At 63.1% G+C, this 15,223-nt stretch carries 9 protein-coding genes; 5 read left to right on the plus strand and 4 right to left on the minus strand.

Going from position 1 to position 15,223, the window contains the following annotated elements; all coding sequences use genetic code 11:
* Positions 1-129 precede the first annotated feature (129 nt).
* From moeB to guaA, 5 genes are all read left to right on the plus strand, one after another.
* A complete protein-coding gene (moeB, locus tag AC5P9C_RS11750; RefSeq protein ID WP_343542989.1) occupies positions 130-1,266 on the plus strand; it encodes a molybdopterin-synthase adenylyltransferase MoeB in 1,137 nt (378 codons plus the stop codon).
* Between the two features lie 187 nt (positions 1,267-1,453).
* The gene (locus AC5P9C_RS11755) at positions 1,454-3,286 is read left to right on the plus strand and encodes a monovalent cation:proton antiporter-2 (CPA2) family protein (protein ID WP_049464725.1); all 1,833 of its coding nucleotides are present in this window, start codon (positions 1,454-1,456) and stop codon (positions 3,284-3,286) included.
* Between the two features lie 705 nt (positions 3,287-3,991).
* A complete protein-coding gene (gene folD, locus AC5P9C_RS11760; RefSeq protein WP_005416247.1) occupies positions 3,992-4,870 on the plus strand; it encodes a bifunctional methylenetetrahydrofolate dehydrogenase/methenyltetrahydrofolate cyclohydrolase FolD in 879 nt (292 codons plus the stop codon).
* A gap of 257 nt (positions 4,871-5,127) precedes the next feature.
* Positions 5,128-6,585 carry an IMP dehydrogenase gene (gene guaB, locus AC5P9C_RS11765; RefSeq protein ID WP_014036909.1) on the plus strand — a complete coding sequence of 486 codons (1,458 nt, stop codon included), beginning with the start codon at positions 5,128-5,130 and terminating at the stop codon, positions 6,583-6,585.
* A gap of 103 nt (positions 6,586-6,688) precedes the next feature.
* Entirely contained in the window at positions 6,689-8,254 is a 1,566-nt protein-coding gene (guaA, locus tag AC5P9C_RS11770) for a glutamine-hydrolyzing GMP synthase (RefSeq protein ID WP_343540384.1), read from the plus strand.
* 115 nt (positions 8,255-8,369) lie between these two features.
* Here guaA and AC5P9C_RS11775 read toward each other — a convergent pair whose 3' ends face one another.
* The 4 genes from AC5P9C_RS11775 to AC5P9C_RS11790 all read right to left on the minus strand — a co-directional run bounded on the left by AC5P9C_RS11775 (position 8,370) and on the right by AC5P9C_RS11790 (position 15,157).
* Positions 8,370-9,788, minus strand: coding sequence for a phospholipase D-like domain-containing protein (locus AC5P9C_RS11775; protein WP_343540383.1), 1,419 nt, complete (start codon positions 9,786-9,788; stop codon positions 8,370-8,372).
* The gene (locus AC5P9C_RS11780) at positions 9,781-13,227 is read right to left on the minus strand and encodes an AAA domain-containing protein (RefSeq protein ID WP_343540381.1); all 3,447 of its coding nucleotides are present in this window, start codon (positions 13,225-13,227) and stop codon (positions 9,781-9,783) included. The genes AC5P9C_RS11775 and AC5P9C_RS11780 overlap by 8 nt, the downstream gene beginning before the upstream one ends.
* Before the next feature lie 105 nt (positions 13,228-13,332).
* Positions 13,333-13,689 carry a hypothetical protein gene (locus tag AC5P9C_RS11785; RefSeq protein WP_343540379.1) on the minus strand — a complete coding sequence of 119 codons (357 nt, stop codon included), beginning with the start codon at positions 13,687-13,689 and terminating at the stop codon, positions 13,333-13,335.
* A gap of 550 nt (positions 13,690-14,239) precedes the next feature.
* Positions 14,240-15,157, minus strand: coding sequence for a LysR family transcriptional regulator (locus AC5P9C_RS11790; RefSeq protein WP_414615161.1), 918 nt, complete (start codon positions 15,155-15,157; stop codon positions 14,240-14,242).
* Between the last annotated feature and the right edge of the window lie 66 nt (positions 15,158-15,223).

A 15,223-nucleotide genomic window follows, 5' to 3' on the forward strand; every position in this document is an offset into this window, starting at 1 on the left:
GCCGGCCGCTGGCCGGCAACCCCGCGTCATCCCGTGCGTTCATGGCCATGCCGGCCAGCAGCCGGCAGTCCCCCATGTTTGCAGGTATCGGCCAAGGCGGCCTGCCGCCACGTGCGTGATAATGCGCCCATGAGCATCCCAGAGCTTTCCCCCGCACAGGCACGCGAGCGCCTGGCCCATGGCGCCGTGCTGATCGATGTGCGCGAGGCGCACGAACGGGCCGGCGGCATGGCAGAGGGCGCGCGCGGCGTGTCCAAGGGCGAACTGCAGGCCGACCCGGCTGCGCATCTACCGCGGCACGACCAGGAGATCCTGCTGATCTGCCAGAGCGGCAAGCGCTCGGCCGATGCCGCGCAGTGCCTGCTGGAGGCTGGATACACCCATGTGGCTTCCGTGACCGGCGGCACCGTGGCCTGGCGCGAGCAGTCGCTGCCGCTGGTGCAGCCGCTGGCCAGCGCCGCCGAGCGTGATTTCTTTGATCGCTATTCGCGCCACCTGCTGCTGCCGCAGGTGGGCGAGGCGGGCCAGCGCCGGCTGCAGCAATCGCGCGTGCTGGTGCTGGGTGCCGGCGGTTTGGGCGCGCCGGCCGGTTTTTACCTGGCGGCAGCCGGGGTAGGGCACCTGCGTTTTGCCGACCACGACCGCGTGGAGCGCAGCAACCTGCACCGCCAGATCGTGCATACCGAAGCCAGCGTCGGCCAGCTCAAGGTCGATTCGGCGCGCGAGCGGCTGCTGGCGTTGAATCCGTCGATCGAGGTCGAGGCGGTGCCCGAGCGGGTCACCTCCGAGAACGTGGACGCGCTGCTTGAGGGCGTGGACGTGGTGCTGGATGGGTCGGACAACTTCCCGCTGCGCTACCTGCTCAACGACGCCTGCATCAAGCACGCCAAGCCGCTGGTCTACGCCGCCATCGAGCGCTTTGACGGCCAGGTAAGCGTGTTTGACGCTGGCCGCCAGCGTGGCGTGGCGCCGTGCTACCGCTGCCTGTTCCCGGAGCCGCCGCCGCCGGAGTTCGCGCCGAACTGTTCCGAGGCGGGCGTGCTGGGCGTGCTGCCTGGGCTGGCCGGCGTGCTGCAGGCCACCGAGGTGCTGAAGCTGCTGCTGGGCATCGGTGAGCCACTCGTCGGTCGGCTGCTGCGCTTCGATGCGCTGGGCATGCGATTTCGTGAGACCGGCATCCGGCCGGACCCGCAGTGCCCGGTATGTGCGCCGGGTGTGCCGTTCCCGGGGTACATCGATTACGCCGCGTTCTGCCGGGGTGGGTGAATCCGGCCGGGCGTCATCCACGCAGGGTGTGGATCTACAGCGACGTGCAATGGTTTCGGGATGATGCTGGGGCGGGTACCCACCATCGTTCCACCTCCAAGACAATCCGGCGCAACATGCGTGCTATTGCCGTCATCGGCATTGCTCTATTGTTGAACCCGATTCTGGATCTTGGGGAACACACCGCATGGCGGTAGAAGCAGCGACCAGCGAGCTGGTCAAGGTCGTCGCCCTGCTGGGCGCGGCGGTGGTGATGGTGCCCTTGTTCCGCCGGGCCGGCCTGGGCTCGGTGCTGGGCTACTTCGCTGCTGGCCTGGCGATCGGACCGTTCGGCCTGGGCTGGTTCTCCGACCCGCAGGCGATCCTGCATACCGCCGAACTCGGCGTGGTGATGTTCCTGTTCGTGATCGGCCTGGAAATGCGGCCCTCGCACCTGTGGAGCCTGCGCAAGGAAATCTTCGGGCTGGGCACGCTGCAGATCGTCACCTGTGCGCTGGTGCTGACCAGCATCGCCAAGCTGTTCGGCTTCCCCTGGCAGGTCGCCTTCATCGGCGCCACCGGCTTCGTGCTCACCTCCACCGCAGTGGTGATGCAGCTGCTGGCCGAGCGCGGCGACATCGCGCTGCCGTCGGGGCAGAAGATCGTTTCGATCCTGCTGTTCGAAGACCTGCTGATCGTGCCGCTGCTGGCGCTCGTGGCGTGGATGGCGCCGAGCGCGGGCAGTGCCGATGGCGAGGGTTCACGCTGGTTGTCGGTGGCCATCGGCGTGGGCGCCATCGTCGGCCTGGTGCTGGTCGGCCGCTTCCTGCTCAATCCGTTGTTCCGCGTGCTGGCCGAATCGAAGGCGCGCGAGGTGATGACCGCCGCCGCGCTGCTGGTGGTGCTGGGCGCGGCGCTGCTGATGCAGCTGTCCGGCCTGTCGATGGCGATGGGCGCGTTCCTGGCCGGCGTGCTGCTGAGCGAGTCGACCTTCCGCCACCAGATCGAAGCGGACATCGAGCCGTTCCGCGGCATCCTGCTGGGCCTGTTCTTCCTCAGCGTGGGCATGGCGCTGGACCTGGGCGTGGTGGCCGGCAACTGGCAGCTGATCCTCGGCCTGGTGCTGGCGCTGATGGCAGCCAAGGCGCTGTGCATCTACGTGGTCGCGCGCATCATGGGCAGCGACCACGCGCAGGCGCTGGACCGGGGCGTGCTGATGGCGCAGGGCGGCGAGTTCGCCTTCGTGCTGTTCTCGGCCGCGGCATCCGCCGGCGTGATCAACCTGGAGATCAATGCCAACTTCACCGCGGTGGTGGTGCTGTCGATGGCGCTGACCCCGCTGGTGGTGCTGGTCTACAAGCGCATCGCGCCGAAGCCGACGGTGAACATGGACGGCGTGGACGAGGCCGAGGGCCTGTCCGGCAGTGTGCTGCTGATCGGCTTCGGCCGCTTCGGCCAGGTCGCCAGCCAGTCGCTGCTGGCGCGCGACGTGGACGTGACCATCATCGACAACGATGTGGAGATGATCCAGAGCGCCGCGCGCTTCGGTTTCAAGATCTATTACGGCGACGGTACGCGACTGGACGTGCTGCATGCCTCGGGCGCGGCCACCGCACGTGCGATTGCCGTGTGCGTGGACAAGGCCGAGGCCGCCGACCGCATCGTCGAACTGGTGTCGCACGAGTTCCCGCAGGCCAAGCTGATGGTGCGCTCGTTCGACCGCGAGCATTCGCTGCGGCTGATCCATGCCGGTGTCGATTTCCAGATCCGCGAGACATTTGAATCGGCGGTGCTGTTCGGCCAGGCTGCGCTGGTGGAGCTGGGTGCGGATGAGGACGACGCGGTGGAGATTGCCGAGCAGATCCGCCGCCGCGATGCCGAGCGATTTGAGCTGGAAATTGCGGGTGGTGGTTTGAACGCCGGCGCCAAGATGGTGTTCGGCAACTCCGGCCAGGGCGTGCCGACGCCGACGCCGTTCACCGCGCCGAAGCGGGCAAGCAAGACGTTGAACCCGCAGGACGTGCCGGAAGAAGAAGAATAAAGCCCGCGCGCTGATCGCTTGGTAGTGCCGGCCGCTGGCCGGCAGATACGCGAACGTTCCGGCGTCATGGGGTTGCCGGCCAGCGGCCGGCACTACCGTGTTGGGAATTGCCGAAGCCGGCGGTTGGTCGTGCGGCCGCTGGGCGGCAGATGCGCAGACGTTCCGACGTCATGGGGGTGCCGGCCAGCGGCCGGCACTACCGTGTGGGGAATTGCCGAAGCCGACGGTTGGTAGTGCCGGCCGCTGGCCGGCAGATGCGCGAACGTTTCGGCGTCATGGGGGTGCCGGCCAGCGGCCGGCACTACGGTGTTGGGAATTGCCGAAGCCGGTGGTTGGTCGTGCCGGCCGCTGGCCGGCAGATGCGGAAACCTTCCGGCGTCATGAGGTTGCCGGCCAGCGGCCGGCACTACCGTGTGGGGAATTGCCTAAGCCGGCGGTTGGCCGTGCCGGCCGCTGGCCGGCAAATGCGCAAACGTTCCGACGTCATGGGGGTGCCGGCCGGCGGCCGACACTACCGTGTGGGGAATTGCCGAAGCCGGTGGTTGGTCGTGCCGGCCGCTGGCCGGCAGATGCGCAAACGTTCCGACGTCATGAGGTTGCCGGCCAGCGGCCGGCACTACCGGTGCGCGGAGTCGGCGCACGGCGGTGGGCGAGGGGGCCTGAATCAGGGACAATAGCGTCCCCGCCGCTCCACGCCTGCCCCCGATGACTGATTCTGCCGCCCCGCATCCTGCCCGCATCCTTGATGGTCGCCGCATCGCCGAGGACCTGCTCGACAGCCTGAAGGTGCGCGTCGACGCCCGCGTGGCCGCCGGTGGCAGCCGCCCGGGCCTGGCCGTGGTGCTGGTCGGCGGCGACCCGGCCTCGACGGTGTACGTGCGCAACAAGCGCCGCGCCGCCGAGAAGGTCGGCATCGAGGCACACGATTACGACCTGCCGGCCGGTACGACTGAAGCCGAACTGCTCGACCTGATCGACCAGCTCAACGCCGATCCGAAGATCAACGGCATCCTGATCCAGCTGCCGCTGCCGGGCATCCCCGACGCGCGCCGGCTGATCCAGCGCATCGACCCGCGCAAGGACGTGGACGGCTTCCACCCGGAAAACGTCGGCCACCTGGCCCTGCGCGAGTTCGGCCTGCGCCCGTGCACCCCGCGCGGCATCACTACGCTGCTGGGCCACACCGACCAGCCGGTGCGCGGCCGCAACGCCACCATCGTCGGCGTCAGCAACCACGTCGGCCGCCCGATGGGCCTGGAGCTGCTCATCGCCGGCTGCACCGTGACCAGCTGCCACAAGTTCACCCCCAAGGACGTGCTGGAACAGGCCGTGCGCAACGCCGACATCCTGGTGGTGGCGGTGGGCCGCCCGGGCATCGTGCCGGGCGAGTGGGTGAAGCCGGGCGCGGTGGTGATCGACGTCGGTATCAATCGCCTGGACGACGGCCGCCTGGTGGGCGACGTCGGGTTTGAGGCGGCTGCCCAGCGGGCGAGCTGGATCACCCCGGTGCCGGGTGGCGTGGGCCCGATGACCGTGGCCACGCTGATGCAGAACACCCTGGAAGCGGCGGAAGCGCTGAGCTGACTTTTTGGGGTGGGGGCAACCGTTGGCCTGCTCCTGGTAGGTGCCAACCTGGGTTGGCACACATCCATCAGGGCCATCGGCCCATCTGGGGTACCGGTGCTGGACGGGTCGTGCCAACCAAGGTTGGCACCCACCAAAGCGGTAGGCGGGCCCCTGAACCAATCGCCGCCGGCGCGACACTGCGTCGCATCTACCCCCTGCCACGCGACGCGAAAACAGGGTAAAATGTCGCGCTTCCCCACATCTCGGGTATGCCGATGCTGCGCATCCAGGCTGAAGCACTCACTTACGACGACGTCTCGCTCGTCCCCGCCCACTCGACCATCCTGCCCAAGGACGTCAACCTCGAAACGCGGTTGACCCGAGACCTGAAGCTGAAGCTTCCGATCCTGTCCGCCGCGATGGATACCGTCACCGAAGCCCGCCTGGCCATCGCCATGGCCCAGCTCGGCGGCATGGGCATCATCCACAAGAATCTCAGCCTGGAACAGCAGGCCGCGGAAGTGGCCAAGGTCAAGAAGTTCGAGGCCGGTGTCATCCGCGACCCGATCACCGTCGGCCCGGAAACCACCATCCGCGACGTGCTGGCCCTGACCCAGGCGCACAACATCTCCGGCGTGCCGGTGGTGGGCAGCGACGGCCTGCTGGCCGGCATCGTGACCCACCGCGACATGCGCTTCGAGACCGAGCTGGACGATCCGGTCCGCCACATCATGACCAAGAAGGATCGCCTGATCACGGTCAAGGAAGGCGCCGCGTCCGATGAAGTGCTGCAGCTGCTGCACCGCAACCGCATCGAGAAGGTGCTGGTGGTCAACGATTCGTTCGAACTGCGTGGCCTGATCACCGTCAAGGACATCCAGAAGAACACCGACTTCCCGAACGCTGCCAAGGATCTGTCGACCCGCCTGCTGGTCGGCGCTGCCGTCGGCGTGGGTGGCGATACCGATCGCCGCGTGGAAGCGCTGGTCGCCGCCGGCGTGGACGTGATCGTGGTCGATACCGCGCACGGCCACTCGCAGGGCGTGCTGGACCGGGTCAGCTGGGTGAAGAAGAACTTCCCGAACGTGCAGGTCATCGGTGGCAACATCTGCACCGGCGAAGCCGCACTGGCGCTGCTGGACAGCGGCGCGGACGCAGTGAAGGTCGGCATCGGCCCGGGCTCGATCTGCACCACCCGCGTCGTCGCCGGCGTCGGCGTGCCGCAGGTCACCGCCATTGATCTGGTGGCCGAAGCCCTGCAGGACCGCATCCCGCTGATCGCCGACGGTGGCATCCGCTACTCGGGCGACATCGGCAAGGCGCTGGCCGCCGGTGCCTCGACCATCATGGTCGGCGGCCTGCTGGCTGGTACCGAAGAGTCGCCGGGCGAGACCGAGCTGTACCAGGGGCGTTCGTACAAGAGCTACCGCGGCATGGGTTCGCTGGCTGCCATGGAGAAGGGGTCGAAGGACCGCTACTTCCAGGACGCCGCCACCGCCGACAAGCTGGTGCCGGAAGGCATCGAAGGCCGCGTGCCGTACCGCGGCCCGGTGGGCGGCATCATCCACCAGCTGATGGGCGGCCTGCGCGCCACCATGGGCTACGTGGGCTGCGCCACCATCGACGAGATGCGCAGCAAGCCCAAGTTCGTGAAGATCAGCGGCGCCGGCCAGCGTGAGAGCCACGTCCACGACGTGACGATCACCAAAGAGCCGCCGAACTACCGCGCCTGACGCGGGCCGAGCAAAGAGGAACGGGGAAGCACTTCCCGTTCCTCTTTCTCCATCTGCCGCCGTAAATCTGATTTCGTTTTCCCTACTGCATTGCCGGGGCGCCATGACCAACATCCATAACGACAAGATCCTCATCCTCGATTTCGGCGCGCAGTACACGCAGCTGATCGCCCGCCGCATCCGCGAGCTGGGCGTCTATTGCGAAATCTGGGCGTGGGACCACAACCCGGCCGAGCTCGCCGCGTTTGGCGCCAAGGGCATCATCCTGTCCGGTGGCCCGGAATCGACCACGCTGCCGGGTGCCCCGGCCGCGCCGCAGGAAGTGTTCGACAGCGGCCTGCCGATCTTCGGCATCTGCTACGGCATGCAGACCCTTGCTGCCCAGCTGGGCGGTGCCACCGAAGCGGCTGACCAGCGCGAATTCGGTCACGCCGAAGTGAACGTGATCAACCCGGATGCACTGTTCAAGGGCCTGAGCGACCACGGCGGCGAGCCGAAGCTGAATGTCTGGATGAGCCACGGCGACCACGTCTCCGTTGCACCGCCGGGCTTCACCATCACCGCCACCACCGACCGCATTCCGGTGGCCGCCATGGCCAACGAAGAAAAGCGCTGGTACGGCGTGCAGTTCCACCCGGAAGTGACCCACACCCTGCAGGGCCAGGCGCTGCTGCGCCGCTTCGTGGTGGACGTGTGCGGTTGCCAGACCCTGTGGACCGCCGCCAACATCATCGACGACCAGATCGCCCGCGTAAGAGATCAAGTGGGCGATGACGAAGTGATCCTGGGCCTGTCCGGCGGCGTCGATTCGTCCGTTGTGGCCGCGCTGCTGCACAAGGCCATCGGCGAGAAGCTGACCTGCGTGTTCGTGGATACCGGCCTGCTGCGCTGGCAGGAAGGCGACCAGGTGATGGCGATGTTTGCCGAGCACATGGGCGTGAAGGTGGTGCGCGTGAATGCCGCCGACCGTTACTTCAGCGCGCTGGAAGGCGTGAGCGACCCGGAAGCCAAGCGCAAGATCATCGGCAACCTGTTCGTTGAGATCTTCGACGAGGAGTCGAACAAGCTGAAGAACGCCAAGTGGCTGGCGCAGGGCACCATCTACCCGGACGTGATCGAGTCGGCCGGCAGCAAGACCGGCAAGGCGCACGTGATCAAGAGCCACCACAACGTGGGCGGCCTGCCGGAGCACATGAAGCTTGGCCTGGTGGAGCCGCTGCGCGAGCTGTTCAAGGACGAAGTGCGCCGCCTGGGCGTTGAGCTGGGCCTGCCGCGCACCATGGTCTACCGCCATCCGTTCCCGGGCCCGGGCCTGGGCGTGCGTATCCTGGGCGAAGTGAAGCGCGAATACGCCGAACTGCTGGCCAAGGCCGATGCCATCTTCATCGATGAGCTGCGCAAGGCGGACCTGTACGACAAGACCAGCCAGGCGTTTGCCGTGTTCCTGCCGGTGAAGTCGGTGGGCGTGGTGGGCGATGCGCGCGCTTATGAGTGGGTGATTGCGCTAAGGGCCGTGGAGACGATTGATTTCATGACGGCGCATTGGGCGCATCTGCCGTATGAGTTCCTGGGGACGGTGAGCAACCGGATCATCAATGAGTTGCGGGGGGTTTCAAGGGTTGTCTATGACATCTCGGGGAAGCCGCCGGCGACTATTGAGTGGGAATGAGTTGAAGAACGAGGGCGCCGAGAGGCGCCCTCGGTACTTTATGTCACAGGTCTTTCATCGACAGGCCTGCTTCACCAGCGGGCGCCCAATTAATTGGTTAGGCAGCCCATTGTCTTCAGAGCTTAGAGCCTCTCTTTCGATCCAATCTGGCATTCGCTGGTGGGTCAACTGACAGGCGTTTAATGAGCGAGGCATAGTAATCGGCCACAGCCGACTCATCTTCGACCATAGTTCCTTCCTCCTCGCGCATTGGTTGATTTAGGTCGCCGCGGAAAGACAGCCAGTTAAAGCTGGTGGTGACAAAGTAGGCGCTGTCGACCAACAGTACCTTGGCGTGGGTGTTGCCCTTTCGAATTAGACGGAAGTTCTGGAACGTCTTCGCCAGGGCTTCCAGTGATTCCCGCGCTTGTCGATCAGCGGTTCGTTCGCCTGGGTCGTCCCGGCCCAGGCCATAGGCCACAGTCACCTCTACATCGCGATCTAGGCACGCCGTCAGGCGCTTGATGAAGGCTTCGTCTACAACAGCGGCACGGATCCATGGCGAAATTATCAGTAGCCGTGACTGTGCGCGATCCATGGCATTACGAAGTAGTGGCGGGTGATCGTAGACGCCAAGTGTCCGCACCTTTGCTGAGGAGACGCTTACCGCTTCTGGGCTTGTCAGCGTTAAAAGTGGGCGCTGCTGATGCTGCTCAGAATGCGTAGCCTCCACCACCTGGACGTCTCTACGGAATTCCCGTGCGACTACTTGTACTTCGCGCCGACGCTTGTCAGCATCAAGCAAGGTGGAGAATAAAGGAGATCTGGATGCCGCGCCGCTACGTTGATAGGCAATCTCATGTTCCATAGATGCGCGTCCATCAATTGCAAAAGCGATCGATATGCGGCGTCCGTCGTGCGATTTGAAGGCCACCGCTAAGGCGCGACGAAATAGCATGGTCGGCTTTCCAATGATTGCATCCAAGCGCACAGCTCGCCTAGTGGGACTTCCGATTCTTGCCACTAGGGCCGCCATTCGGTTGACCTGCGCTAAGTCAATGTCCGTAGCCCATGGCAAGCGACGCTCCACTGGAGGTATGACTCCTACTGGATCCAGCTGTTTGCTTGTCCAAAGCTCCCGATGGTCTAAAGCCACCAGTTGGCGAGTGATGCCGTCAACGTAGACGGGGATTCGCTGCCGTTCTAAGGCGTAGGAAGCCGCTGTGGCCAGCCGGCGCGATCCCTCCGCTGTGAGCGAGTAGCGAATGGGTTCGCCAGTGCATGATGCTACTGCGTTCTCGAAGACTAGTTGGCCAAGCTGGGAAATTACCACCCTAGAAGGAAGGCCAAGAAATCTCTCCAAGTCACCTATTGAATCAACGCCCCGCGCAATTGACTTCAACATGAACTCCTCAATGGCGCCGAGTTGGCTGGCCTCTTGGAAGGTAATGGCGCAATTTACTCGAAAAACGGGTAGCCCAATCTCGCGATAGGCGATCAAGCGATACTCATCGCGACGATCAAGGCGCTGCGCGATACTCTCTAGGTCACTCATGATTCCACTCCCTTATCGCGCATTCGCTGGACTCTTCTTCAATGAAGCGGATTAGACGGGAAAATGGATTTGGAGATTTCACCGTGCGGCAGAAATCTAGATCTCCAACGATTACCAAGTAGTCGCGAGCGCGAGAAAGTGCAACGTTAAGGTGTCGCCAATCAGACAGCATTCCAATCTTTCCGTGGTCGTTCTTTCTTGTGATCGAGTATATGCAGACATCAACCTCGCGGCCCTGGAATGCGTGTACGGACGCACAGTCGATAGACAAACGATCAAGGTCCTGCTCCTTGCGAATTTCATTTCGAATCAATGCTACCTGAGGTGCGTAGCCAGCTATCACTCCGACAGTCGGCCAAAGGGAGGCTGGGCGGCCACTGCTCACAAGAGCAAACTGCAGTCGCTTTAGCAACGCAACGATAGCTATCGCCTCTCGGGTGTTCTCATAGCTGGTGCCGCGTGCGCGTTCGTAGTAAACACTATCGGATCCTGCGTAAGGATCCAGCCATGTTACCTCGCGGTCGAGACCGGCCACGGCGAGGTTTGCGATGTCGCGTCCTGCAGTGGATGCTCCCTCTTCTAGCTTCTTATCGTAGAAGCACCAGCTGACCAATCGGCCAATCTCGCCCCGCATCCGATGCTGTTCAGTCAATGCGGCTTTGCATCCTTCACCCAGATCCTTAGTCAATCGCTCAAATAGCTGTTCATCAAGTTGCTGCTGCGCTAGGCCAAATCGCTCTTGCAGCTCTCCCGATTGTAGGGAATGATCGATTACGGCAGGGAGTTGGTGATGGTCGCCGAGCAGTACGGCACGGCGAGATTGTGCAAGCGGCACCAGAAGTTCGGTAGTTGTGGCCTTGCCGGCTTCGTCAATGATGCACAGATCAAACACTGTGCGCAGCGCAGCCTCCTCGCGACAGAATCCGACACAGGTGCCGGCAACGACTGAAGACGACGCAATAATTGCGGCTTTAAAGTCTTCAGATTGGCCGAAACGCATGCGCCATTCTTCAGATAGCCTCATTAACTGGCCTAGAGCCTCGCGTTTGGGGTCGCCAAGAAGAAGCTGTGACCACTCACGCAGCTCAGCTTCGGAGTTGTTCGCCAACTGCGCGCCGTCCTTGCCGAGTGATGTGAGCTTCTGTCGAGCGGCATCCACAGCGCTACGCGCAAGGACGTCATCACTGCCAATCCGTTCCAACTCGCTCTCAAGTACTCCTGCGCGGAGCAGGCCGTCATCAAGCTCGCGGGTTGTAGACGTTGACTCTGCACCCACTCGAGCTTCCAATGCTTGGGCTTCCTCCTCCAGTTTTTCTCGGGAAACTTGAACCTGAGCAAGGTGTTCACTAGCGCCAATAAGATCAAGCACAGCCAGTCCGAGTTCGACTTCGTGTTGATCGATCCCCCTCTCCGAGGCCCGCTCCTGAAGAAAGCGCTGAGACGATAGCGTGACCTGATTGCGCAGAGCCAAGCTGCGCTGATCGATACAGCAAGCCTCCACGCGCGGATCTGCCTCCTTCGACCCGCTGCCTATCCGGACACATGGGATATCGCGATTGGCGCTTAATAGGCGCTCGAGAGCGTTGTCGAGAGCTACGTGAGTCTGAGATGCGAGCAGTATTCTTGCATCGGGATTCCGCTCGAGCTCCTGTCGAATAAGCTCCACAATCAGTTTTGTCTTTCCGGTGCCAGGAGGGCCATGTGTCACGATGAGGTCGGCGCCAGCTGCAAATCGGGACACCACGATCTTCTTGGCGTCGTCAAGGGTGTGATCAAAGAATCGCGCGACCGGCTCATACGAAGGTTCGCTTGGTCCTGGGTCAGCCCCTGTGAGCAGGGCGCGCAGGCGAACTCCAGGGGTTTCACCGCTTTTGAATCTATCAAGAGCGCGAGCTTGCCGGTCAAGGGCAATTCGCGTCTGGGCCCAATCAATCTCAAGCGTTCCGCTTCTCGGAATGAGCTCCAGATTGACGTAAGGACGAGTTGATAGCAGTACGCACTGGTCTCCTCGTACCGTTTCTACCTCGCCACGAAATACCCAGGTCCCTTTTACTGAGATAACGCGCAACTGTTCCTCGGTCGCGTGCTCTGGGTTTTCGACCACAGCGATAAGACGAGCGCCGTCCTTCTCAACGGCGTTATAGCGCAGTGCTGGAATGCCATTCCGCGCGATATGTCTTAGCGCCTCGAGTAGATTGGACCATTCCGAGAATGAGCGATTCGGGTCGTGACGCTGAGCTTGGTCAAGCTCGCTGAGATGGGATTCGAGCCCGGCGTAAATCGCTTGCAAGTCTCTGCGAGCGGTGTGTCGAGTCGACGGAGATCGTGGTAGTTGATCTGTGAAATCTGCCTGCAGCAGCCAGCGATCTGATCGGAACAACGCTTCAAGTCGGAATCGCTTTCGCACGAGACTGGTCACGACTAGGTGCTCGAAGCTGCGATCCGGCGAGGCAGAAATTCGAAATGAAGATGTCTCCAATGCGATAGTGGAGTCGGCGTTGGCACCTGCGGGCGATACGGCAACGACATCGCTTAGCTCTGCTAGTAGCTGCTCCAGCGGACGTGCTTCGGCATCACCGAATACGGAGAGTTGCTCGCTAACACTAGCGGTGAATCGCAGTGCGATACGGGGTCGTTCCGATATGCTATCGGCCTCGATCGTATCGAATTGCAAAAGAGATTGGGAGAATTCAACGAGCGTGCCGAAGCGCTCGCCGGGGATGCGGCTGAGCGCCCGTGATATTGCTGAGCGCTCGTTCGGTGGCAAGGTGACCATGGGTAATGCTGCATAAAGTTCTTCATGGTTCCTTAATGAATGGCCGGCCATCGCGCGTACCGCGATGGCGCAGTACGCATATGGATCCCGTGTCATGGTGTACGTTCCGGTATCCTCTTCAGGTAGGCAGTACGGGACGGTACGCCATCCTATTAAGGTCCGACCTATACTTACAGTGTTCAGCTTTGCTTGCCCGAAGTCGATTATCTTGAGCGTGCCTGCTGGTGTAATAAGGATGTTCTCAGTCGATAGGTCGCGGTGGGTGACATTGCGCTCGGCTGCATAAATCAATGCCGCGAGAAGAGGTTCGCCGTAGCGTTCATAGAATGTTGCCCAGTCCATTGGAGCCATCGTGGCAAGATGATCCTCCAGAGTCTGCCCATCGATCCACTCAAGCGCGATATAACGCTGGCCGGTCAGCGCGCAGCGCCCCGCATCAAGCATTTTCACGATCCCGTCGTGGTTCAGTTGGCTCAGAGCGCTGTGCTCGCGATACCAGATTTCGTTCACAATTGCAGGGTCTCGGCCTTGCTCAGTGAAAGTCTTTAGAGCGACAACCGTCTTTTTCTGCTGGTCATAGGCCTTGTGAAGTATTGCGGTGCCGCCTTGAATCTGCTCGTCTAAAAGCAGATAGCGATCAGCGAATGTCTCAGATTGCTGCATCCCTAGCCCCCTTTGTCCTTGAGCGAGTGTAACTCAAGGGCGGGGGGGGGCGTGTTGTTAACTCTGAATGTCAAATGCCAATGAGTAAGTTTGCTAAGGAGGCTATCACTCCGGCCTAACCTCCCGGCAAGCCCACTCAATCAGCCCCCTACAAGCCAGAAACAACCCATCAACCACCCCCTCATCCAAATGCCGCTCCGGGTCCGCTGCCACCCGGCAGCGGTCTGCCGCATGCAGCAGTTCCAGCACCGTCAGCGCCCCGACCATCGCGCGCTCGGTCCTCGCCAGGCTCACGCGGCGCCCGGGAGAGACGTCGTTCTCCGGCCAGGGCAGTCCATCGGCGCCTTCGCAGCCGCGCATGCGCTTGAGAATGCCGAGCAGGGAGTTCAGGTCGGGCAGGGGAGTGTCGTCGTTGATAGGCTCAACAACGGCGTACGAAGAGAAGGTGTCGGATTCGTTCATGGCGTCGGCTTCCGTGGCTGTACTTAACAGCGCCACCGCGTAGCAAGGTGGCGGACGATGCGTGGCTGCAAACCGGAAGAAGCGATGTCATAAACCGGCGGGCCCGAAAGCCCCCACGCACCGCCCGCCAAAAAGGCCGACGGATTGCCCGCCGGCACCGGTTAAGGACGGTGCCGGCGGGCAAGCGCAAACTACAGACATCGCTTTCTTCGGGTTTGCAGGCCCGAGCCACCCGCTTTCGGTGGCGCGCCATGGTGTTTACGCCGTCGCTTCGAATGCCAATAGAAATTCGCGAAGGAATCGCGGAATCCGAGAGCGAAGAACTATTGTTGCACGCACCATTCGTGCGGCACGCGACACCGCCGGACGCATTCGCGCAGCTGCTCTGCTGATGGCGAATCAAACTGGCGCAATCGCCCACGGCACAAGTGAATAGCGCGACAGCCTTCTTTGCAACAGTTCCTAGTCCGCCTCGCCGGGCGGCGGCGCCGGATCATCCGCACAGCCCGAAAATCGGTTCAAACCCGACACTGTTAGCAAGCTCGCAGCTTCAACCAGCGCGATCCTCAGCCGCATTCCCCACCAACAGCTCAATCATCGCCCGCGCCGCTGCCGACTGCCGCCGATGCGGCGCATAGATCACCGAGAACGGCCGCGAGCGCCCGCGTAACTGCGGCAGCACTTCCACCAGCTGCCCACGCTGCAACCGCTCGCGCACGATGAACGCATAGCTCTGGCAGATGCCAATGCCCTGTTCGGCCAGCGACACCACGCCCAGCACATCGTCGGAGGTCTCGATGGGCGAACGCGGCAGCCAGTCCACGTCGCGCCCCCCGTCGCGGAAGATCCACGGCGCCAGGCGCCCGGTACGCGGCATCACGAACGGCAGGCACAGGTGCTGTTCCAGATCTTCCAGCGTCTGCGGCGTACCCCGGCGCTGCAGGTAGTCCGGCGCAGCTACCAGCAGCAGCGGCGCATCCTCCAGTTTCCGCCCCACCAGCCCGCTGTCCGGCAACTGGCCTAGGCGGATGGCCAGGTCGAAGCCTTCGGCCACCAGGTCCACGTTGCGGTTGGTGATGTTCAGTTCCACCTGCACCTGCGGGTACTGCTGCGCAAAGCGCGCCAGCACGGGCGGCAGCCGGTAGTGGCCATAGGTGGTGGGCACGCTCAGGCGCACGCGGCCGGCCAGCGCGCCGTCCTGGGCCAGTACGTCGCGCTCGGCGTCGTCCAGCAAGCCGAAGGCGGTGCGCACTTGGTCCAGATAGAGCCGCCCGGCGTCGGTAAGGCCCACGCGGCGGGTGGTCCGCTGCAGCAGCTGCCGGCCCAGCCGCGCTTCCAGGCGGGTGACCGCGCGGCTCAGCACCGAGGGTGTGGTGGACAGCGCCACGGCGCCTGCCGTGAACGAGCCGTGCTCGACCACTGCCAGGAACACCTCCACATCGCCCAGGTAGTCGAACTTGCGGCTCATTTGGCTCTCCAGGGAACAGATGTTTTGCGATGGAGCCAATTTATCGCCGCTGTGGCGATGAATAAA

This window comes from Stenotrophomonas sp. YJH_SMC_10 (assembly GCF_059371555.1).